This is a genomic window from Pseudomonas sp. 1L-B-1-E-C1, assembly GCF_057291835.1.
This window is the reverse complement of the sequence record NZ_JBXAWN010000015.1, coordinates 38,840-58,741: the sequence shown is the minus strand read 5'-3', so window position 1 is coordinate 58,741 and position 19,902 is coordinate 38,840. Positions and strand designations below refer to the sequence as shown.

Annotated in this window: 16 protein-coding genes; 5 read left to right on the top strand and 11 right to left on the bottom strand. The window is 61.1% G+C overall.

Features of this window, described 5'->3' with window-relative positions:
• Window positions 1-120: 120 nt before the first annotated feature.
• Window positions 121-882: an SDR family oxidoreductase gene (locus tag AC0Z4S_RS23705; RefSeq protein ID WP_485624801.1), complete on the bottom strand. Its 762-nt coding sequence runs from the start codon at window positions 880-882 to the stop codon at window positions 121-123.
• A 236-nt stretch (window positions 883-1,118) separates the two neighbouring features.
• Between AC0Z4S_RS23705 and AC0Z4S_RS23700 the strand changes: the two genes are divergently transcribed.
• Window positions 1,119-2,123, top strand: a complete 1,005-nt coding sequence (locus AC0Z4S_RS23700; protein ID WP_471880135.1) for an NADP-dependent oxidoreductase — start codon at window positions 1,119-1,121, stop codon at window positions 2,121-2,123.
• Between the two features lie 85 nt (window positions 2,124-2,208).
• Here the strand turns inward: AC0Z4S_RS23700 and pyrF are convergent, their stop codons facing one another.
• The 5 genes from pyrF to AC0Z4S_RS23675 all read right to left on the bottom strand — a co-directional run bounded on the left by pyrF (window position 2,209) and on the right by AC0Z4S_RS23675 (window position 7,174).
• Entirely contained in the window at window positions 2,209-2,907 is a 699-nt protein-coding gene (gene pyrF, locus AC0Z4S_RS23695) for an orotidine-5'-phosphate decarboxylase (RefSeq protein ID WP_253504416.1), read from the bottom strand.
• 577 nt (window positions 2,908-3,484) lie between these two features.
• Complete coding sequence (locus AC0Z4S_RS23690; protein ID WP_042607148.1) at window positions 3,485-4,525, bottom strand: AI-2E family transporter; 1,041 nt, start codon at window positions 4,523-4,525, stop codon at window positions 3,485-3,487.
• Between the two features lie 69 nt (window positions 4,526-4,594).
• The gene (locus AC0Z4S_RS23685) at window positions 4,595-5,401 is read right to left on the bottom strand and encodes a DUF4892 domain-containing protein (RefSeq protein ID WP_485624800.1); all 807 of its coding nucleotides are present in this window, start codon (window positions 5,399-5,401) and stop codon (window positions 4,595-4,597) included.
• 115 nt (window positions 5,402-5,516) lie between these two features.
• Complete coding sequence (locus AC0Z4S_RS23680) at window positions 5,517-6,371, bottom strand: alpha/beta hydrolase (protein WP_485624799.1); 855 nt, start codon at window positions 6,369-6,371, stop codon at window positions 5,517-5,519.
• Window positions 6,368-7,174: an alpha/beta fold hydrolase gene (locus tag AC0Z4S_RS23675; RefSeq protein WP_253504428.1), complete on the bottom strand. Its 807-nt coding sequence runs from the start codon at window positions 7,172-7,174 to the stop codon at window positions 6,368-6,370. The genes AC0Z4S_RS23680 and AC0Z4S_RS23675 overlap by 4 nt, the downstream gene beginning before the upstream one ends.
• Before the next feature lie 225 nt (window positions 7,175-7,399).
• On the opposite strand from AC0Z4S_RS23675, the gene AC0Z4S_RS23670 reads away from it, so the two are divergent.
• Window positions 7,400-10,405, top strand: a complete 3,006-nt coding sequence (locus AC0Z4S_RS23670) for an RHS repeat-associated core domain-containing protein (RefSeq protein ID WP_485624798.1) — start codon at window positions 7,400-7,402, stop codon at window positions 10,403-10,405.
• A 30-nt stretch (window positions 10,406-10,435) separates the two neighbouring features.
• Here the strand turns inward: AC0Z4S_RS23670 and AC0Z4S_RS23665 are convergent, their stop codons facing one another.
• The 5 genes from AC0Z4S_RS23665 to AC0Z4S_RS23645 all read right to left on the bottom strand — a co-directional run bounded on the left by AC0Z4S_RS23665 (window position 10,436) and on the right by AC0Z4S_RS23645 (window position 14,586).
• Window positions 10,436-10,879: a hotdog fold thioesterase gene (locus AC0Z4S_RS23665; RefSeq protein WP_485624797.1), complete on the bottom strand. Its 444-nt coding sequence runs from the start codon at window positions 10,877-10,879 to the stop codon at window positions 10,436-10,438.
• A 31-nt stretch (window positions 10,880-10,910) separates the two neighbouring features.
• Entirely contained in the window at window positions 10,911-12,566 is a 1,656-nt protein-coding gene (locus AC0Z4S_RS23660; RefSeq protein WP_485624796.1) for an AMP-binding protein, read from the bottom strand.
• Window positions 12,567-12,733: 167 nt separating this feature from the next.
• Window positions 12,734-13,186 carry a phosphohistidine phosphatase SixA gene (sixA, locus tag AC0Z4S_RS23655; RefSeq protein ID WP_485624795.1) on the bottom strand — a complete coding sequence of 151 codons (453 nt, stop codon included), beginning with the start codon at window positions 13,184-13,186 and terminating at the stop codon, window positions 12,734-12,736.
• Window positions 13,183-13,530 (bottom strand): DUF4389 domain-containing protein, encoded by a 348-nt coding sequence (locus AC0Z4S_RS23650; RefSeq protein WP_485624794.1) that lies wholly within the window; start codon window positions 13,528-13,530, stop codon window positions 13,183-13,185. The genes sixA and AC0Z4S_RS23650 overlap by 4 nt, the downstream gene beginning before the upstream one ends.
• Before the next feature lie 30 nt (window positions 13,531-13,560).
• Window positions 13,561-14,586 (bottom strand): NAD(P)H-dependent glycerol-3-phosphate dehydrogenase, encoded by a 1,026-nt coding sequence (locus AC0Z4S_RS23645; protein WP_485624793.1) that lies wholly within the window; start codon window positions 14,584-14,586, stop codon window positions 13,561-13,563.
• 197 nt (window positions 14,587-14,783) lie between these two features.
• On the opposite strand from AC0Z4S_RS23645, the gene AC0Z4S_RS23640 reads away from it, so the two are divergent.
• Genes AC0Z4S_RS23640 through AC0Z4S_RS23630 form a run of 3 tightly spaced genes read left to right on the top strand, consistent with a single transcriptional unit; the run spans window position 14,784 to window position 19,742 of the window.
• Window positions 14,784-16,907, top strand: coding sequence for a TonB-dependent receptor plug domain-containing protein (locus AC0Z4S_RS23640; protein ID WP_485624792.1), 2,124 nt, complete (start codon window positions 14,784-14,786; stop codon window positions 16,905-16,907).
• A 1-nt stretch (window position 16,908) separates the two neighbouring features.
• Entirely contained in the window at window positions 16,909-17,841 is a 933-nt protein-coding gene (locus AC0Z4S_RS23635) for an ABC transporter substrate-binding protein (protein ID WP_485624791.1), read from the top strand.
• Entirely contained in the window at window positions 17,838-19,742 is a 1,905-nt protein-coding gene (locus tag AC0Z4S_RS23630) for an ATP-binding protein (protein WP_485624790.1), read from the top strand. The genes AC0Z4S_RS23635 and AC0Z4S_RS23630 overlap by 4 nt, the downstream gene beginning before the upstream one ends.
• The last annotated feature ends 160 nt before the right edge of the window (window positions 19,743-19,902 follow it).

The following is a 19,902-nucleotide window of genomic DNA, read 5'->3' as shown; positions in this document are numbered from 1 at the left end:
ACAACGCCGTCAAATGCAGCGGTTCTAACTATTTGATACACATTGTTTAACTGGATTCACGGCATTGAGCGCGAGGCACAAAAAACCCGCGCGAAGGCGGGTTTCATATAAGCGCAACATTCAGAATGCCGTCACGCCTCCGTCCACCGCCAGCGAGTGCCCGGTGGTGAACGCCGCGCCGTCGCTGCACAGATACAGCACCGCACTGGCGATTTCCTCGACTTTACCGATGCGCCCCACCGGGTGCATGGCGTTGGCGAATTCGCCCTTCTTCGGATCGGCTTCGTAGGCACGGCGAAACATGTCCGTATCGATCACCGCCGGGCACACTGCGTTGACGCGGATTTTCTTCTTCGCATACTCGATTGCCGCCGATTTGGTCAGGCCGATCACCGCGTGTTTCGACGCTGCGTAAATGCTCATCTTCGGCGCTGCGCCCAGCCCGGCTACCGATGCCGTGTTGACGATCGCTCCACCGCCCTGAGCCAACAGCAGAGGCAACTGATACTTCATGCACAACCAGACACCTTTGACGTTGACGCCCATGATCGCGTCGAATTCGTCGAGCGAACCGTCGGCAAGTTTGCCTTTCTCGATTTCGATCCCGGCGTTGTTGAACGCATAGTCGAGACGACCGTAGGTATTGATCACCTCGTCCATCAGATTTTTTACATCGTGTTCCAGTGTCACGTCGCAGCGAACGAAAGTCGCATCGCCACCTGCTGTACGAATCAGCGCCACCGTTCCTTCGCCGCCAGCCGCATCCAGGTCAGCTACCACCACTTTCAGGCCTTCGGCGGCAAACGCCAGAGCGGTCGCCCGGCCGATGCCATGGGCCGCTCCCGTGATTACAACCACCTGACCGGAAAACGTCATGCTCATGGATATGTCCTCGAAGGCAAAGAAGCGGGGGATATTGACGTTGCAGCATAGCCAGCTGCGGTGACGGCGCGTCAGCACTATCCAGAAGCCGTTTATGGGTCCATGCGTTGCAGTGATACAACCCCGCCCACAACCATCACTGCACGGGATCGACCTGCATTCGCCGCATCAGCCGACCTTGCGACATCGCCGCCGAGGGTCTATCTACAAGGCTTCATTCCGTTCGAGTGCCTGTCATGACCAACCAGACCAATCGCCAGTTCCTGCTCGCCAAACGCCCAGTGGGCGCCGCGACCCGCGAGACTTTCACTTATCAGGAAGTACCGGTCGGCGAACCACAGGCCGGACAGATCCTGGTCAAGAACGAATATTTGTCCCTGGATCCGGCGATGCGCGGCTGGATGAACGAAGGCAAGTCCTACATCCCGCCGGTCGGCCTCGGAGAAGTCATGCGCGCACTGGGCGTGGGAAAAGTCATCGCCTCGAACAATCCCGGTTTTGCCGTGGGCGATTACGTCAACGGTGCCCTCGGCGTGCAGGATTATTTCCTCGGCGAGCCCCGCGGTTTCTACAAGGTCGATCCGAAACTCGCACCATTGCCGCGCTACCTGTCTGCACTGGGCATGACCGGCATGACCGCCTACTTCGCCCTGCTCGATGTCGGCGCACCCAAGGCAGGTGACACCGTGGTGCTGTCCGGTGCGGCAGGCGCGGTGGGGAGCGTGGCCGGGCAGATCGCCAAAATCAAAGGCTGCCGCGTCGTCGGCATTGCCGGCGGTGCCGACAAATGCAAATTCCTCATCGACGAACTGGGCTTCGACGGCGCCATCGATTACAAGGCTGAAGACGTGGTGGCGGGATTGAAGCGCGAATGCCCGAAAGGCGTTGACGTGTACTTCGATAACGTCGGCGGCGACATTCTCGATGCGGTGCTGAGCCGCTTGAACATGAAAGCGCGAGTGGTGATTTGCGGTGCGATCAGCCAGTACAACAATAAAGAGGCGGTCAAAGGCCCGGCCAATTACCTGTCACTGCTGGTCAATCGGGCGCGGATGGAAGGTTTTGTGGTGATGGACTATGCCGCACAATTCGCCAGCGCGGCGCAGGAGATGGCCGGCTGGATGGCTGGCGGGCAGCTCAAGAGCAAGGAAGATGTAGTCGAAGGGCTGGAGACGTTCCCGGAGACGCTGATGAAACTGTTCAACGGCGAGAACTTTGGCAAGTTGGTGTTGAAGGTTTAAGACAGAAGATCAAAAGATCGCAGCGTTCCGCAGCTCCTACAGGTGTTCACATGACCCTGTAGGAGCTGCCGAAGGCTGCGATCTTTTAGGCGATTTCGGCTACGACTGCGGCCAACGCCTGCGCCGGATCCGCGGCCTGGCTGATTGGACGGCCGATCACCAGATAATCGGAACCGGCATCCAGTGCCTGACGCGGAGTCAGAATCCGCCGTTGGTCGTCCTGCGCGCTACCGGCCGGACGAATACCCGGAGTCACCAGCTGCAGCGACGGGTGCGCGGTTTTCAGCGCCGAAGCTTCCAGTGCCGAACACACCAGACCATCCAGCCCGGCCTTCTCGGCCAGTGCCGCCAGACGCAGCACTTGCTCCTGCGGCTCGATATCCAGACCGATACCGGCGAGATCTTCACGCTCCATGCTGGTCAGCACGGTCACGCCGATCAACAGCGGTTGCGGACCGTTGCGCTTGTCCAGCTCCTCACGGCAAGCGGCCATCATGCGCAGGCCGCCAGAGCAATGCACATTGACCATCCACACGCCCATCTCCGCAGCGGCCTTCACGGCCATCGCGGTGGTGTTGGGGATGTCGTGGAATTTCAGGTCCAGGAACACTTCAAAACCCTTGTCACGCAAGGTACCAACGATTTCCGCCGCGCAACTGGTGAACAGTTCCTTGCCCACTTTGACCCGGCACAGTTTCGGGTCCAACTGATCGGCCAGCTTCAGTGCGGCGTCACGGGTGGGGAAATCCAGGGCGACGATGATAGGAGTCTGGCAGACGGACATGGATGGGCTCTCAGGCTGGACGAAAACGGCGCGCATTGTAGCAGAGTTGGTTGACTGCCAGGACCCATCGCTGGCAAGCCAGCTCCCCAGGAGTTGTGTCGCTTCAGGGAGAGATGGGTTGGCTGTCAGGCCGCCTTCGCGAGCAAGCTCACTCCCACAGAACAGCAAAATCAAAATCAAAAGATCGTCCGATCGCGGCCCGAGCCTTCGGCAGCTCCTACCCACGATGAGCGTTAGCTCGAGTAAGGCTTTTGATCTTGATCCACCGGCGACGTCGGAAGGCTGAGCGGAGGGATTGATCCGGGCGTGGGAGCGCAGCGACCGTACGACGCAGTCGTACACAGCGAGTGTAGGTGCAGCGAAGCAAACCGGAGCCGCTGCGCCCGGATCGATCCCGCAGCGAAGGAACCCGAGCCTGCGAGGGCCGAACGCAGGAGCAAGCCTTTTGGGTTACCTTTTTGGCGTTTGAAAAAGGTGACCCGCCGTAAGGGCGGAACCCTAAGTCGCCGTTACCGCAGAAATGGATATTCACCCAAAACCCCAAGCAGCATGGTCGGCCCAAAGGCCGCCAAGCCCCCTAAACCCGAGCCTGACTCTTACTCCAATCCGTCAACAGACTATAAGCCACCGCCAACAACGTAGGCCCAATAAACAACCCGATAAACCCAAACGCAATCAACCCGCCAAACACCCCAAGCAAAACGATCACCAACGGCAGATTGCCGCCACGGCTGATCAGATACGGCTTGAGCACGTTGTCCACGCCACTGATGATGAACGTCCCCCAGATCCCGAGAAACACCGCCATCCCGTAATCGCCCTTCCACGCCAGCCACGCCGTGGCCGGCACCCACACCAGCGGCGGCCCCATCGGAATCAGACTGAGCAGGAACGTGACGATCCCCAGCACCAGCGCCCCAGGAACGCCGGCAATCAAAAAGCCGATCAATGCCAGTACCGCCTGCGCTGCCGCCGTACCAATCACGCCATTGACCACCCGCTGAACGGTTCCGGCCACAAGCTCGATGTAATAACCGGCACGATCGCCGATCAAGCGCTGCAGTAGACTGTGCACGAACGCCGCCAGGCGCGGCCCGTCACGGTAGAAAAAGAACACGAATACCAGACTCAGCGTCAGCTCGAGAATCCCGCCGCCAATCTGCGCGCTGCGTGCCAGCAGCCAGTTGCCGACCTGTCCCAGATAGGGTTTGATCGAGACCATCAACGCTGCGCCCTGCTGGTCGATACTGTCCCACATCGCCACCAGCCGCTCACCCACCAAAGGCACGCTGCCAAGCCAGGTCGGCGCTTCCGGCAAACCGTCGACCTGTACGTCCTTGATGAAGGCCGTGGCATCGCGCACATGATCGGCGAGGTTGAAACCCAACCACACCAGCGGCGCTGCCACGAGCAACATCCAGCCCAGTGTCAGGATCAACGCGGCCAGCGATTCGCGGCCATTGAGCGCCCGCGTCAGCAATCGCATCAGCGGCCAACTGGCGAAGGCGAGTACCGCGCCCCAGAACAGCGCCGACCAGAACGGCGCCATCACCCACAGGCTGGCACCAAACAACACCAGCAGCAGAATCTGCACCAGCAGGCGATCGTTATTGAGCATGGAAAGTCCCGGCAATGTCAGTCAGCGAAAGAGTAGGCGAACACGCATTGCGTGCTCGCCCGGCACAGCTTATCGCAACAGGTCGATACGCAGGCCAGAGCCTTCAAGATTGCCGGTTTCCATCCGCGCCGCCCGCACGCCCTGCGTGATCAGTGCCTGGCGCCAGGCTTCGGCCTTGGGCCCGGAAACCGTAACCCGCAAGGTCGTGTCGAGGTTCAGGCCACGGGAAATCAGGCGCAGCCAGGTGGCATCGGGGTCATCGGCCAGTTTCGGGAAATCCAGCTCGCCAGTGCTTTTCAACTGTCGCAACAGGGTCGCGGAGGTTGGCAGCAACTCGCCCAACGGCGCAGTCGCCTCGAACTGCTCGACATGCAGATAGGCTTTGCGATTGCCACGCGTGATGCTGTAGAGCGCCACCAGTGTGTTGTCCTTTGGCGCCGCCAGCCTGAGCAACAGATAGGCCTGTTGCTCATCGGAACCGTACAACTTGGCATTGCCGAACACCTCGTTGGCCCACAGGCTGCTTTCGCCGCAGTCACGAGCCTGGCACCAGAACAGCAATTCGGCGTCCTGCTGTTGCAGCGCTTCGCGGGCGGCGGTGAAGGCTTCGGTGGCGGAATGTTCCGGCGGTAGTTCGTATGTCACCGAGGTGGTCTGGCCTCGCGCGGTGACCTGACCGTCGAACCGCAACTGGCCGCTGATCTTGCGGATCGAGCCCAGCGGATAGATACGTTCCAGCTCGGCGCTCGGGCGATAGTCGACGATTTGCGCATCGGCCAGACGCGGCACGATTTGCAGATCATGGCTGCCTGGCACATCGGCAGCGAACGAAAAGGCGCTGAAGCAGCACAGCGCCAACAAAGTGAGTGACCGCATAGTCAGGCTCACCGGACGGTCATGGCTGGGCGGGTCGGGGTCGCAGCGGTATGGAAATCCATCATGTTTGTCTCCTGTTTCAACCCGCCCAGCCTCGGCAGTTGCCCGCAGCAAGTCAAGGCATGGCGAAGAAGCGATTGAAACAGTCTGCTACAAGACCTGCGCCAGCCTCGTCATTCAGATGCAGATGATGCCCGCCCGGCAACTGTTCGTGACTGAAGGGCAGAAGCTCCAGCAGCTCAGGATGCCTGGCCAACATGCCATCCGCCGCGACCACCAGACGGGCCGGGCAACTGACGCGCAGAGCGAACGCCATGGCCTGTTCCTCGGTCAGGCGCAGCGGCGATGGCAGCGTCAGGCGATTGTCGGTGCGCCAGGTGTAACCGCCGGGCACCGGCATCAAGCCGCGTTGGGCCAACAGTTCAGCGGCTTCACGACTGACCGCCACCAGGCCTTTCATCCGCGCCTCGATGGCACGCTCGAGGGTGGTGTAGACCGGTTTGCGCTTGTCCCGCAGATCGAGTTGCGCCTGCAGGGCCATGCCCATGCGCTCGGCGGCGTTTTCCCCTTTGTCTGTAGGAGGAATCACTCCATCGATGAGCGCCAGATGACTGATGCGCTCCGGCAGCGAACCGGCCAGCACCATCGAGACAATCGCCCCCATCGAATGCCCGAGCAGGCCGAAACGCTTCCAGCCCAGTTGCTCGGCGACTTGCAACACATCGTGGGCGTAATCCCACAGAGCATAACCGGCGCCGTTCGGCCGATGCCCGGAATGGCCATGTCCGGCCATGTCCAGCGCGACGATGCGCAAGCCGTGGAGCTTCGGGGCCAGCCGGGCAAAGCTGTTGGCGTTGTCGAGCCAGCCGTGCAACGCGATCACTGGCAAGCCGTCCTCGGGGCCGAACAGGTGCGCGGCCAACTCGATGTGCGGCAGGTTCAGGCGTACTTCTTCGCAAGTCGGGCTCATGCGCAATCCTTGTTCTGTCGCTGCTCCCAGCGTGTGAACAGACTCTTGAGCAAGCGCGCTGTGTCCTGCGGGCGCTCCAGCGGAAACATGTGCCCGCCGGGCATGCTCAGCGCCTCGCCTTGCGGCAGGCGCGCGACGAAACGTGTGTGATGGCGCATGACCACACGGCTCTTGTGCCCGCGCACCATGGCCAGCGGCACTTGCAACTGCCGGGTGCGCCCGGGACTGGTGTGCGGCACGCCGCGATAGATGCTGATTTCAGTGGCCGGGTCGAAACGCAGGCGCAGCTTGTCATCAACCTGGTGCAGCCCGTGTTGCAGGTAGGCATCGAAACATTCCGGGTCGAAGCCACGAAACAGGGTTTTGCCGGCAAAGTAACTGCGCGCGCTGTCCAGATCGGCGAATTCTTCACGGCGCCCGAGCGTGCGCCCGGCCGGGGTCAGCTTATCGATGAAACCAAAGCGCTTGGCCGCGCGAATCACCCACTGATCGGTGCGGGTCAGCACCGGCGAATCGAGCATCACCACGCCGCGATAAAGCTCGGGACAACGCAACGCCGCGTGCAGGTGCAGCAGACCGCCGAAGGAATGGCCGACGCCCCACACCGGCTGCTCCTGCTGCTGCAGGTGATGGATCAGCTCATCGACGAGGTTGTACCAATTGTCGTCCGCCGGAAAACGCGGGTCATGGGCATGCTGCTCCAGATGGACGACCCGATACTCCGGCGCCAGCGCCGCAAACAACTTGCCATAGGTGCCCGATGGGAAGCCGTTGGCGTGGGCGAAAAAGATCGGTTGCGACATGCGGGGCAAATCCATGAGCGGGAAACATGGCGTTGATTGTCCGCAAGACCTCGCCTTACGGCAATGACCGTAACTGTCAGGAATGGTGGCGATGTTGTTTTATCCATAGGTGAAAACTGCGCCAGTCGTCGCAAACTTCACCTGCCTGTAATTTCTGACAGTTGACCGTGCGCGTTTGTTGCCGAATAACTGAAGCCGGTTAACAGGCTACGGAATGCTACGTTCATGCACAGTCAGACTCCGACGGTTTTTGTGACAGACTCGCGAAAGCTGAACGTCGCTACAGTGTCTTATTGTCGTGATGCACACAGTGCATCGCCCGAACCGCGCACATACCGTCAACGCTACGACGCTTGCGGTCGTCTGACCGACGTCTGCGATCAACGCCTGCACAAGCTGCAAGAGCGCGAACCGAATGCCCGGCCCAACCTGAAACTGCTTTCCAGCCTGACAGGTGCTCCCCTTGACAGCGTCAGCGTTGACGGCACAAGCCGCCTGTCCTTGCCAGGTGCGGCCGGTCAACGCGTGCTTGATTGGGATGGTCTGCTGACCCAGACACAGACCCGATACGACTCGATGCTGCGCCCGGTCAGTGTCGTCGAGCAGGCACAGGGGGAAAATCCCCGAAGAAGCGGATTCTTCAGTTACGGCGACAGCACGCCATCAACCGCAGCGCGCAACCAGTGCGGTCGAATCGTGCGTCATGACGACGGCGCCGGTAGCGAATTTTTTCCGGACTACAGCTTGCGCGGCGATCAACTGGTTTGTGTTCGGCATTTCCTTGATCAACTCGAGGAGCCCGACTGGCCACAAACCGTGACAGAAAGAGACCTGCTACATGAAACCGGTAGCGGTGCGACAACCCGGATCGTCTACAACGCATTGGGGGAAACAGTCGGCCAGCATGACCCAATGGGTAACCACCAGGTGTTGCAACTGGATACTGCCGGACAACTGAAGCAGATCAGCCTGAAACTCGCGGCCGATCCGCAATACCGCGTGTTACTGCTGGACATGCAGTACAACCCCGCCAACCAAGTCGTGCGCCAAGTGGCCGCCAATGGTGTGATCAGTCAAAACCTGTACGACCCGCGCAATGGCCGACTTGAGGAAATCACTGCCGGGAAACCCGGCAGGTCGGCTCTGCAGCATCTGGTATATCGCTATGACCCGGTGGGCAATATCCTCAGCATCCTGGACAGGGCGCAAGCCACGCGCTTCTTTCGCAACCAGAAAATAGAACCGCTCTGTACGTTTGCCTACGACAGCCTTTACCAACTGATTTCAGCCACTGGCTGGCAACGAAGCAACACATCGAACGGGCCTCAGGAACCCGTCTTCACCTCCCCTCCAGACTCCGCGCAACTGGAAAACTATCACCAGACCTTCACCTATGACGCTGCGGGTAATCTCACGACGCTCGTTCACAGTGCGGTCAGCCACAGCTGGACGCAGCGCACGACGATCTCCAGATACAGCAATCGGGGACTGGAACAAACGATTGATGGCGCCCCGCCCGATGAGGATGAAATCGCCGAAGCATTCGATCCCAACGGCAACCGGAAAACGCTGCAGCACGGCCAGATCCTGCAGTGGAGCGCTGGCAGGCAATTGCGTCAGGTTGATCAGGTCCTGCGCACGCAGGCTGCGAATGACTGCGAACGCTACGTGTACGACGGCGCAGGGCAGCGTAAGCGCAAAGTGCGCCTCGTCTACGCGCAGGGCATCGCGAAATCGCATGAGACGCGCTATTTGCCAGGGCTGGAAATACGCAAAGTGCCCGACGAGACCCTGCACGTTATTTCCGTTCAGGCGGGTCGGTGTACGGTTGATGTTCTGCATTGGCCCCATGAAAGCGGGGCTGCCGATCAGTACCACTACGGCTTCAGTAATCACCTGGGATCGAGCCTGTTGTTACTTGATGATCAGGCAGACGCCATCAGCGAAGAGAACTACTTTCCCTATGGTGGCACCGCTTGGTGGGCAGGACCCGACCGGACACGGGCCCGCTACAAGACCCGTCGCTACGCAGGTCAGGAGCGCGATGCCACAGGCCTTTATTACTATGGACAACGCTTCTACGCACCTTGGTTGATGCGCTGGATCAGTCCCGATCCGGCGGGCGTCGTCGATGGTCTCAACCTGTTTTTGATGGTGCGCAGCAATCCTGTCAGATTTGTCGACCGACAAGGGCTGGCGGGATTCGATACCGCCAGCGCAGCCGGCGCGACAGCCGGTCGGGAGTTCATGAGCGCAGCCGCTGGCGCAGCCGTGCAGGCGGCTTTTGTGGGTTTTCTACCGGCGGCGAACACAGCGGTGACGATTGGCGGTGCGGTGGCCGGGGCCATTTCGGGCGGCATCAGTGGCTATGCCGCAAGCAATTGGGCGCAAAGCGCTGTCTCCGTGAATGATCCGGGAAGCTGGGGCCCCCTGGCGGCAAAAATCGGTGGCGCTGCATTGGGTGCGGCGTTGGGCGCCGCGCCCTCCCTGCTCGGCATAGCCGATCCAAGAGGCAATACAGCGGCTGCCAATCAGATTGGCAGCGCCTTCGGTACGTTGTTTCGTGAGATGTCTGCTCAGTATCTCGCCAATGTCGGCCCGAGCAATCCCTCCATCGGCCGTGTCGACCTGGTCACGGGAGCGGCCAGTGTCGGGGCTGCCGGGGCCGCAGCAGGCGCCACCGGTTTTGCCGGATCAGTGCTGTTTGGCACGGATGTGACCGGAAACGCTCTGCAGTCCATTCTTTCTGTCTCGGCGGTAACGGCCACCAGCGCTGCCGGTGCCTCTGTTGTGAGAGGTATGCGCGGAACGCCGGCCAGGCCTTCGAGCAACAGCGAACCGACCTTCAACCCCGAAAACGCCGTGGTGGGCTTCAGCAGCCGCCACTTCTTTTTGTCCCTGGGGCAAATCGCCAACCTGGCGGTTGCCCAGATTCCCGGATACAACGCCCTGGACGTGCATACTCGAACAGCGGTGAGCCGCGCAGTCATGAGCGCAGTCGGCGATATACGCTCGACGTTTGTCACGATCGCGATGCCCGGCCTGAGTGCAGAACTGGGCCGAACCTCCTGGGACCTGGAGAAAAACGAGGCCGGCGCCGGCATTGTTCGAGAAAGCCCACCGACTTCGAGCAGCGCAGCATTTGACCCGGCCGCCACTGAAGTCTTGAATTTCGTCAGTGAAACAGGCCGTGGACAACGAAAATATTCCCGATCAGGACTGAATTTCTGAGCAACAAGCGTTGTGCAGATGCCGTCGCAATCATCGTGCTGGTGGCTGTTGCCCCAGCGGCACCACTGCCATGGTCAAGCGCGATACGCAACTGGCCTTGCCTTCATCGCTGGTCAAACGGATATCCCAGACGTGCGTGGTGCGGCCAATGTGAATCGGCGTGGCCACTGCCGTCACTCGCCCGCTACGCAAGCCGCGCAGGTGGTTGGCATTGATCTCCAGGCCGACGCAATAGAACTTGCTGGCATCGATACACAGATAACTGGCCATCGAGCCGACGGTTTCCGCCAGCACCACCGATGCGCCGCCATGCAGCAGACCGTAGGGCTGATGGGTGCGATGGTCGATGACCATGCTCGCGGTGAGCGATTGTTCGTCGAAGCCTTCGAAGCGAATGTCCAGCACTTCGCCAATGGTGTTTTTCTGGATTGCGTTCAACTGTTCGATGTCGGGAGTAGTACGCCACAAGCTCATCGCAGACTTCCTTTGTTGTTTTGATCGATGCTCAATCCTGCCACAGCACCACCTCGCTGCGCGCGCTCCATTCTTCGAAGCGCGCGCCGTAGCGGTCCTCAATGACGTTGCGTTTGATTTTCAGGGTCGGCGTGAGGAAGCCGTTGTCCACCGCCCAGTTGTCCTTGACCACCACCAGCCGGCGCAGGCGTTCGTGTTTGTCGAGGGCGGCGTTGACCTCTTCCAGAAGTTTTTCCAGGCTCGCGTGCAGACTCGCACGAGGTTCTTGCTGATTGACTGTCGACAGCACGCACAACCCCAGCGGCGCACTCAGGCCATCGCCAACCACGCACACCTGTTCGATGCGTGAATGCACGGCCAGGCGATTTTCGATCGGCGCCGGCGCGACGTATTTGCCTTTGCTGGTCTTGAAGATTTCCTTGAGGCGCCCGGTCAGGCGCAGGCGCCCTTCGCTATCCTGCTCGCCCTTGTCGCCGGTGCGCAGAAAGCCGTCGGCGGTCAGCGTCTCGGCGGTCTTCTGCGGCTCCTTGAAATAACCGAGCATGTTCGCCTGGCTGCGCACCTGCACTTCGCCCGACTCATCGATACGCACCTCGACTTCGGGGCACGGCTGGCCAATCCAGCCCTGCTTGTACTGGCCCGGCAGGCAGATGTGCGAATAACCGCAGCCCTCGGTCATGCCATACACCTCCAGCACATCGAGGCCGAGTTTCTGATACCAGGCGAGCAAGGTCTGCGGCACTGGTGCGGCGCCGGACAACGCCACGCGCAAGGCATCCAGCCCGAGCCCGGCCAGCACTTTGTGTCCGACCCGCTTGCCAATGAAGGGCAACCCGAGGAGGAAATCGAGACGCTGCGCCGGGATCTTGCCGTACACACCCATCTGGAATTTGGTCCAGATGCGCGGCACGCCGAACATCGCGGTCGGCCGCGCGCGCTGCAGATCGGTGATGAAGGTGTCGAGGCTTTCGGCGAAGAACACCGTCTGTCCCGTGTAGATCGAGGCCAGTTCGACAAACATGCGCTCGGCGACGTGGCACAACGGCAGATACGACAGCAGCCGATCGTTCTCGTTGAGCCCGAACAGCTGCGTGCCGCGACTGGTGGCGAAACCAAGATTGGCGAAACTGTGCATCACGCCTTTGGGCAGGCCAGTGGTGCCGGAGGTGTAGATGATCGTCGCCAGTTGCCCGGCGGCCGGACGCGGATCGTCCTGGATCGGCGAACAGCTCTGCAGGTCCGCCCAGCTGTAATTGAACTCGCCTGGAGGATGCAGCGGCAGGCTGATGGTCGGCAGGCCCGCCGGCACACCTTGGGACATGCCCGCCCAGTCATCAAGCTTGCCGATGAATGCCAACACACTTTCCGAGTGAGTCAGCACCTGCGCCACGGACTCGGCGGTGAGATTGGGGTACAGCGGCACGGACACATGCCCGGCCATCCAGATCGCCAGGTCGGCGATGATCCAGTGCGCGCAATTTTTCGAGATCAGAGCGATGTGGCTGCCGGGCGGCAGCTCCCGCGCGCGCAACCAGTGCGCGGCGCAGCGTGCCTGATGGCCGACATCGGCCCAGCTCAGCGTCTCGACCTGGCCGCCACCGGTGGGCTGCACAAGAAAGCGCTGGCGCGGGTGCCGGGCTTCCCGTTCGTAGAACACGTCCAGCGGCAAACGGAAGGCGGCAGACATGCGACTCGCTCCTGTTTTTTTGGTCTGGAGCAAGCGTAGTCAACCAAGCAAGTGCTTGGTTGAATTTTTTACCAAAAGAAACAAGATCAAAAGATCGCAGCCTTCGGCAGCTCCTACAGAGGAATGCATTCCAATGTAGGAGCTGCCGAAGGCTGCGATCTTTGCTTTTAAGGATGCTTGAGGCTATTGAGCTTCATCGAGCCAATCAGCAGTTCACTGTGCTCGAGTTCCGCCAGTCCCGCTGTACTGACTCGCTCCGGTGGATGCCCGGCGCCATGTTGCAGGTAGCTGAGCAGATGGCCCACCAACGGGTTGTGGCTGACCAGCAGTACATTGCTCACCGCAACCAATTGCTCGGCCACCTTGTCGGGATCAGTATCCGGCGTCAGCCAGTCGACCGTGCGAATCTCCGGCTCGAAGCCGAGTGCTTCACGAACGATCTGCGCCGTCTGCTGCGCACGCAAATAAGGGCTGGCGTAAATCGCTGTCAGCGGCTGGCCCATCAGATGCGCAGCGCTGCTGAGGACTTCCTTGCGGCCGTGCTCGGTCAGCTCGCGCTCGGAATCGATTTTCGAGCCGTGAGGCACCGCCTCACCATGACGCAATACCCACAGTTTCATAGTTTGGGCTCCTCATCGCGCACTGGATGCGCGGCCGGGGCAACGGTGTGCGGCGCTTCCCCTTCCGGGGTGCGCGGCGCTGGCCAGTCGGCGAACGGCCAGGGCTTCTGGTCACTGTGGAACGTGCCGAAGCGGCCGATCTGCGCGAGGAACTGGCTGAGGCTGTCGCCAAAATTCATCAGGCTGGCGCTCGGTGCGCCGTAGATCAGTCGGTAGATCAGTTGCACCAGTACCACCGCGCCGAGCATGAACTGCGCGACTTGCCAGACCAGCAGATAAACGATCATCCACAACACCCGCAGGAGGATGGATTCGTACTGGGTTTCGGTTTTCGGATCGTTCATGGCTTGCTTCCTGTCCGTGTAACAGCTGAATCAGTTGAAACCGCTGGTGGAAATAAAGTCGACGTCGGTTTTCGGCTCGGCACGCATCAGTAGACCGATCACCTGCTCCAGCGTGCGTCCTTCGAACAGGATTGCGTGCAGCCCGGCGACCAGCGGCATGTACACGCCGACTTCCTGAGATTTGGCCTTGAGCACTTTCAGGGTGTTGACGCCTTCGGCGACTTCGCCCAAACGCGACACCGCTTCGTCGAGGCTCAAGCCTTGGCCGAGGGCGAAACCGACCTGATAGTTGCGGCTCTTCGGCGACGAACACGTCACGATCAGATCGCCGACCCCGGCCAGGCCGAGAAAGGTCATCGGGTTGGCGCCTTGATTCACGGCGAAGCGGGTCATCTCGGCCAAGGCGCGAGTGATCAGCATGCTCTTGGTGTTCTCGCCCATCTCCAGCGCCACCGCCATGCCGGCGATGATCGCGTAAACGTTTTTCAACGCCCCGCCCAGCTCGACACCGAAACGGTCGGCACTGGCGTAAACGCGGAAGGTGCGCCCGTGCAGCGCGGCTTGCACTGCTTTGCACAGCTCTTCGTCTTCGCTGGCGACCACCGTGGCAGTCAGCGCATGTTCGGCGATTTCCCGTGCCAGGTTCGGCCCGGACAACACGCCGATGCGCGCTTGCGGGGCGATTTCTTCGAGGATCTGGCTCATCAGCTTGAAGGTCTGCGCTTCGATGCCTTTGGTCAGGCTGACCAGCATCTTGCCGCTCAAACGCTCGGCGTGGGCCACAAGCACCGTGCGCAAGGCGCTGGACGGCAGCGCGACGAAGCACAGATCGCAGGCATCGAGGGTGGCTTGCAGATCGGTGACGGCGGTCACCCCCGGCAGAATCTTGATGCCTTTGAGGTAACGCGGGTTTTCACGATTGACCCGGATGGCCTCGGCCTGCTCGGAATCACGCATCCACTGAAGGACTTGATGGCCGTTCTCGGCCAGCAGATTGGCCACGGCGGTACCAAAACTTCCGCCTCCCAGGACCGCAATCGGGCGCTGTTCAGTCATATGCAATCCGTTAATCCATACCAGTGGCGATGCCGGGCATTATACGGGGCGCCCCGGCCGCGGCCAGTCCCAGCAACAATTACCGACACTTGTAGGAAGAAGACCAATAAAGCCTAGGAAAATGCCTGTAACGTCACTGGAAAAGTCGCCGCCCTCGGTTAACATGCGCGCCAATTCTTCTATCTACAGGCTGTGTCGTGTTTTCTGGCCCTCCTTCCCCGCGCTCGCCCCTGCTACTGGCGCTGCTGTTCAGCCCGCTGGTGCTGGCGGACGACCTGTTCGTCGACAGCGAAGCGCTGCCGCAGGTGCTGACAGCCACGCGCCTGAAACAGACGCCAGCGGAAGTGCCGGGGAGCATGACCGTCCTCGACAGTGAATTGATCAGCGCCAGCGGTGCCCGCGACATCAGCGAACTGCTGCGGCTGGTGCCGGGGATGATGGTCGGCAACATCAACGGCAATCAGCCGGCGGTGAACTACCACGGCACCAACGCCAGCGAAGCACGGCGCATGCAGGTGCTGATAGACGGCCGCTCGGTGTATCGCGCCGGTCTGGCCACGGTGGACTGGAGCGATATTCCAGTGGCCATGGAAGACATCGAGCGGATCGAGGTATTTCGCGGCCCGAACACCGTCAGCTACGGCGCCAACGCGCTGATGGCGGTGATCAACATCATCACTCGCCACCCGGCCGACAGCCACGGCACGCGCCTGAAAATCACTCGCGGCCAGCGCGGCATCCACGACTTTTATGCCAGCCAGGGCACCGGTTGGGATGGCGGCGATCTGCGCCTGTCGCTGTCCGGTCAGGAAGATAACGGTTTCGACAGCGACCGCAACGGCACCGATTATCGCGACAGTCGCCGCTTGAATCGTCTGAGTCTGGCGGTCAGCCACGACCTCAATGAAGGACAAAGCCTCGACTGGCAGTTCAACGCCAAGGACGGCAGCAATCAGCGGCCTTATACCTACCGCCCGGTGTTCTCGGGGATTACCGACGCCGGGAACAATTCCGACGTGGTCGCCAAGGATTACGCCGGCTCGGTGCGCTGGAACCTTGATATCAACCCCGAACACAGCCTGTATGTGCAAGGCTCGGCGCAGCACTGGGATCGCCAGCAAGTCTGGCGCGCCTGCGATGCCGAGGTGTCGTTCAGCCCTGAACTGACGCAATTGTGGCAGCTCAACCCGAATTACACCGAACGGCTGGCGCGCAACATCAACCAGTTCACCGGCCCCGGCGCGGCACCCGGCACGCCGCAGGAAATGGCCCTGGCCAATCAGGTGCTCGAACAATGGCGTAACGGCGCGAGCAGAACCCTGTGCGGCGACATCGATCAGAGCGCCCGCGAATCGCGCTACGACCTCGAACTGCAGGACACCCTCAGCCTGTCCGACAGCCTGCGTCTGGTCAGCGGCCTCAACTACCGCTACGACCGCGCCGATTCCGAGACCTACTTCAACGGCACCCTCGACGACACCACCTGGCGCGCCTTCGGCCAACTGGAATGGCGTGCTACCGAGCACTGGCTACTGCAGGGCGGTGCGATGTTCGAAGATACGCAACTGATCGGCAGTTCACTGACCCCGCGCTTCGCGGTCAATTACCTGATCAACCCACGTCACGGCCTGCGCGCGGTGTACTCGGAGGCGATCCGTTCACCGGACATGTTCGAGAATAACGTCAACTGGAGCTATCAGGTCAACAACCTGCGACCTTCGGCGTATGGTCAGTCGTCGGCGCGCTATTTCGTCAAGACCCGCGGCCCCGGCGATCTCGATCAGGAACACATGCGCTCGCGGGAATTGGGCTACAACGGCTACTTCGCCGAGCTGGGTCTGGCGGTGGACGTGAAGCTGTTCTACGACGAAATCACCGGGATGATCAGCGAGCCGCTGCGCAACAATCAGTACATCGCCAGCAACGCCAACCGTTCGCGCTTTCGCGGCACGGAAACGCAACTCGACTGGCGCCTCAGCAGCGCCGACCGTTTGCGTTTCACCTACGCCTTCGTCGACGCCGAGGCGAGCAATCCGCTGGATCGGCAGTTCACCTCGCGCCACAGCGGTTCCGCCGGTTGGCTGCGCAATTGGGGCCATGGCTGGAACAGCGCCCTCTTCTATTACGGCGACAACGCGCTCAACGGCTATCGCTTCGAACGCGTCGACACGCGCATCGCCAAACGCATCGCCATTGGCAAAGCTCAGCTGCAATTGGCCGGCGTGCTGCAACAGCGTCTCGACCATCAGCCAAACACCTTCGTCGATAACAATTATGACGAGCGCCGGGTGATGTATTTCAGCGCCGAGCTGGAGTTCTAGAATGCGCAACGGCTCGTCACGGAAGACGCCAACCCTTGGCCACTGGCTGGCGGGGCTCTGCCTGTTCTTGACCGCGTGGCTGCACGGGGTCGCGGTGCAGGCCGCCGACATTCTCCTGACCGGCGCCGAGGAAAGCCCCGGCGTTCAGGCGTTCGTACAAGCATTGAGTGAATTGCGCCCGACCGACAACGTGCGGTTTCAGCCCCTGGCGAGCCTGCCGGCGCCGGGCAAACTGCCGGCCAGCCTGCGCCTGATCCTGCTCGATCTGCCGAGCCTCGACTGGCGCCTGCAAGACTCACAAGGCCCGTCGACGCTGGTGTTGCGCATCAGCCGCTTGCAGGCGCGCCAGCGTTTCGCCGATACCCACCCGGCGCGGCTGAGCCTGCTCTGGAGCGACCCGCCGCTGAGCCGGCAATTGCAACTGATCCGGCGGATTCTGCCGCAGGCCCGGCGGGTCGGTGTGCTGTTCGATGAGCACGGCGAGTTCCTCATCGACGAATTGCGCGCGGCTGCGCGGCCATTGAATCTGCAGATTGTCAGCCAGCGCTGGGACAACATTCACGACAGCCGTCCGCTGCAAGCCGTGCTGAAAAGCAGCGACGTCTTGCTCGGCCTCGACGATCCCGATCTGTACAACTCGCAGACGGCGAAAAACCTCTTGCTCAGCAGCTACTCGCGGCAGGTTGCGCTGATCGGCCCCAACATTGCATTCGTTCGCGCTGGCAGCCTCGCCAGTACCTACAGCGATCAAAGCGACTGGCTCGCGATCCTCGACCATTTGCTCGATCAGCCGACCAGCGCATGGCCACGAACGCTTTACCCCGCTCGTTTCAAAGTCTCAAGTAATGCGCAGGTGGCTCGTTCCTTAGGCATCGAACCGTTGAATGAAGCATCTGTCGCCAGTGCCTTGGCCGAAGGAGAGCGCCGCCCATGAATTTCCGTCGCCGTTGGGACATCAACACCCGCACGCAGCTGATCAGCCTCGGCCCGGCGCTGTTGCTGACGTTGCTGCTGATCAGCTTCTTTACCTTCGTGCGCATCCAGGATTTGCGTCAGGAGCTGAACCACACCGGCCAGTTGATCGCCAACCAACTGGCCCCGGCCACGGAGTACGGGGTGATCTCCGGCAACAACGAAGTGCTGGAAAGCCTGCTCAAAGCGACGCTGGCCACGCCCAATGTGCGTTTTCTCGAAGTGCAGGACAGCGCCAACCGGATTCTGGTGTACGTCGAACAACCGGCCGACAGCCACAGCCGCCCGCATCAGGTCGAAGTGTTCCAGGCCCCGGTGCGCCTGCAGCGGATCGCCTTGCACAACGATTTTTTCCAGGACGGCAAAGTCAGCAACAGCGCCGCCGGCGAAGATTATCTGGGGCGGGTGATTGTCGGCCTGTCCAACGATGCCTTCAGTCAGCGCCAGCAGGAGATCCTGTTCAAGGCCGGGATTCTCGCGCTGTTCGCCCTGCTCTTCACCTTCGTCGTCGCCCGGCGTCTGGCCGGCAGTCTGTCGCAACCGATCCGCGACATCGGCGACGCAGTCAAGGCGATTCAGGAAGGCGACTACAAAACCCCGCTGCCGATTGTCGACGACACCGAACTGGGCGCGCTGTCGCAGCACATCAATAACCTCGCCCAGGCGCTGGAACAGGCCAGTCGTGAACAGCAACAGGCGATGGCGCAACTGATCCAGACCCGCGAAGAAGCGGAAAAGGCCAACAACGCCAAATCCGACTTTCTGGCGATGATGAGCCACGAACTGCGCACGCCCATGAACGGCGTGCTGGGCATGCTGCAGTTGCTCGAAACCACCGAGATGACCGACGAGCAGGTGGAATACGCCGCTCTCGCTTCGGAGTCGACCGAGCACTTGCTCAAGGTCATCAATGACATTCTCGACTTCTCGCGAATCGAGCGTTCGGAGCTGGAGCTTGAGCATATCCCGTTCAACCTCGCCGAGCTGATCGGCGCCTGCGCGCAGTCGTTCCAGCACAGCGCGGTGCAGCGAGACCTGGCGCTGAATCTGCGCATTCCCGAGGACATGCGCGGCTTGCAGGTCCAGGGCGATCCGACGCGGATCCGGCAGATTCTGGTCAATCTGGTCGGCAATGCCTTGAAGTTCACCGAGCAGGGCCGGGTCAGCATCGAAGCGCAATGGCAGTCGCTGGATCATGAACTGCTGTGGTTCACCTGCTCGGTGCGCGACAGCGGCATCGGCATTTCTTCTGAGAGTCTGGAGCTGATGTTCAATGCCTTCCAGCAGGCCGACAGTTCGATCTCCCGTCGTTACGGTGGCACCGGGCTTGGTCTGCCGATCGCACGGACCCTGGCCGAACGAATGGGCGGTACGTTGCGCGCGCAGAGCGAAGAAGGTCGTGGCTCGGTGTTCACCCTGGAAATCCCGCTGGCACTGTATAAACAGGCAATGCCAGCGCTGGCCGCGCCGCGCACCCTGAACGGTAGTGGTCAGGGCGAGGGACGCCATGTGTTGCTGGTCGAAGACAATCCGGTCAATCAGACGGTGATCGAAGCGATGCTGCGCAGTCTGGGTTTTGCCGTCAGCGTGGCGACCGATGGCGCGCAAGCGGTGCGCAGTGCCGAGGGGGGCGAATTCGAAGTGATTCTGATGGATTGCCGGCTGCCGATCATCGACGGCTACGAGGCCACGCGGCAGATCCGGGACCTGCCCGGACGCCGCGATGTGCCGCTCATCGCGCTGACCGCCAACGCCTTGCAGGGCGATCGCGAAACCTGTCTGGCAGCGGGGATGAACGATTACCTGGCCAAGCCGTTCAAACGCAATGACCTGCAGCAGATTTTGCAGCGCTGGGTGTCGTAGTGTGGGCCTTTCGACCATCTGCGACTGGCGTGAAAAGCGAAAGTGCGGCAGTCTTAGGCACCCGAACGAGCCCCAAAAGGGGCTTGATTAAAAATTTCAGTGCACAAGTGTACATTCATGTCCTTGGTGCTGTGACTTTCACCACAACGCAATAGTCTAT

Bases quoted from the DNA above. Each gene is read 5' to 3' on its own strand.
- AC0Z4S_RS23665 (WP_485624797.1), bottom strand. From the start codon at position 10,879: ATGAGCTTGTGGCGTACTACTCCCGACATCGAACAGTTGAACGCAATC.
- AC0Z4S_RS23690 (WP_042607148.1), bottom strand. From the start codon at position 4,525: ATGCTCAATAACGATCGCCTGCTGGTGCAGATTCTGCTGCTGGTGTTG.
- AC0Z4S_RS23630 (WP_485624790.1), top strand. From the start codon at position 17,838: ATGAATTTCCGTCGCCGTTGGGACATCAACACCCGCACGCAGCTGATC.
- AC0Z4S_RS23650 (WP_485624794.1), bottom strand. From the start codon at position 13,530: ATGAACGATCCGAAAACCGAAACCCAGTACGAATCCATCCTCCTGCGG.
- AC0Z4S_RS23700 (WP_471880135.1), top strand. From the start codon at position 1,119: ATGACCAACCAGACCAATCGCCAGTTCCTGCTCGCCAAACGCCCAGTG.
- AC0Z4S_RS23660 (WP_485624796.1), bottom strand. From the start codon at position 12,566: ATGTCTGCCGCCTTCCGTTTGCCGCTGGACGTGTTCTACGAACGGGAA.
- AC0Z4S_RS23635 (WP_485624791.1), top strand. From the start codon at position 16,909: ATGCGCAACGGCTCGTCACGGAAGACGCCAACCCTTGGCCACTGGCTG.
- AC0Z4S_RS23680 (WP_485624799.1), bottom strand. From the start codon at position 6,371: ATGAGCCCGACTTGCGAAGAAGTACGCCTGAACCTGCCGCACATCGAG.
- pyrF (WP_253504416.1), bottom strand. From the start codon at position 2,907: ATGTCCGTCTGCCAGACTCCTATCATCGTCGCCCTGGATTTCCCCACC.
- AC0Z4S_RS23705 (WP_485624801.1), bottom strand. From the start codon at position 882: ATGAGCATGACGTTTTCCGGTCAGGTGGTTGTAATCACGGGAGCGGCC.
- AC0Z4S_RS23675 (WP_253504428.1), bottom strand. From the start codon at position 7,174: ATGTCGCAACCGATCTTTTTCGCCCACGCCAACGGCTTCCCATCGGGC.
- AC0Z4S_RS23670 (WP_485624798.1), top strand. From the start codon at position 7,400: ATGCACAGTCAGACTCCGACGGTTTTTGTGACAGACTCGCGAAAGCTG.
- sixA (WP_485624795.1), bottom strand. From the start codon at position 13,186: ATGAAACTGTGGGTATTGCGTCATGGTGAGGCGGTGCCTCACGGCTCG.
- AC0Z4S_RS23645 (WP_485624793.1), bottom strand. From the start codon at position 14,586: ATGACTGAACAGCGCCCGATTGCGGTCCTGGGAGGCGGAAGTTTTGGT.
- AC0Z4S_RS23685 (WP_485624800.1), bottom strand. From the start codon at position 5,401: ATGCGGTCACTCACTTTGTTGGCGCTGTGCTGCTTCAGCGCCTTTTCG.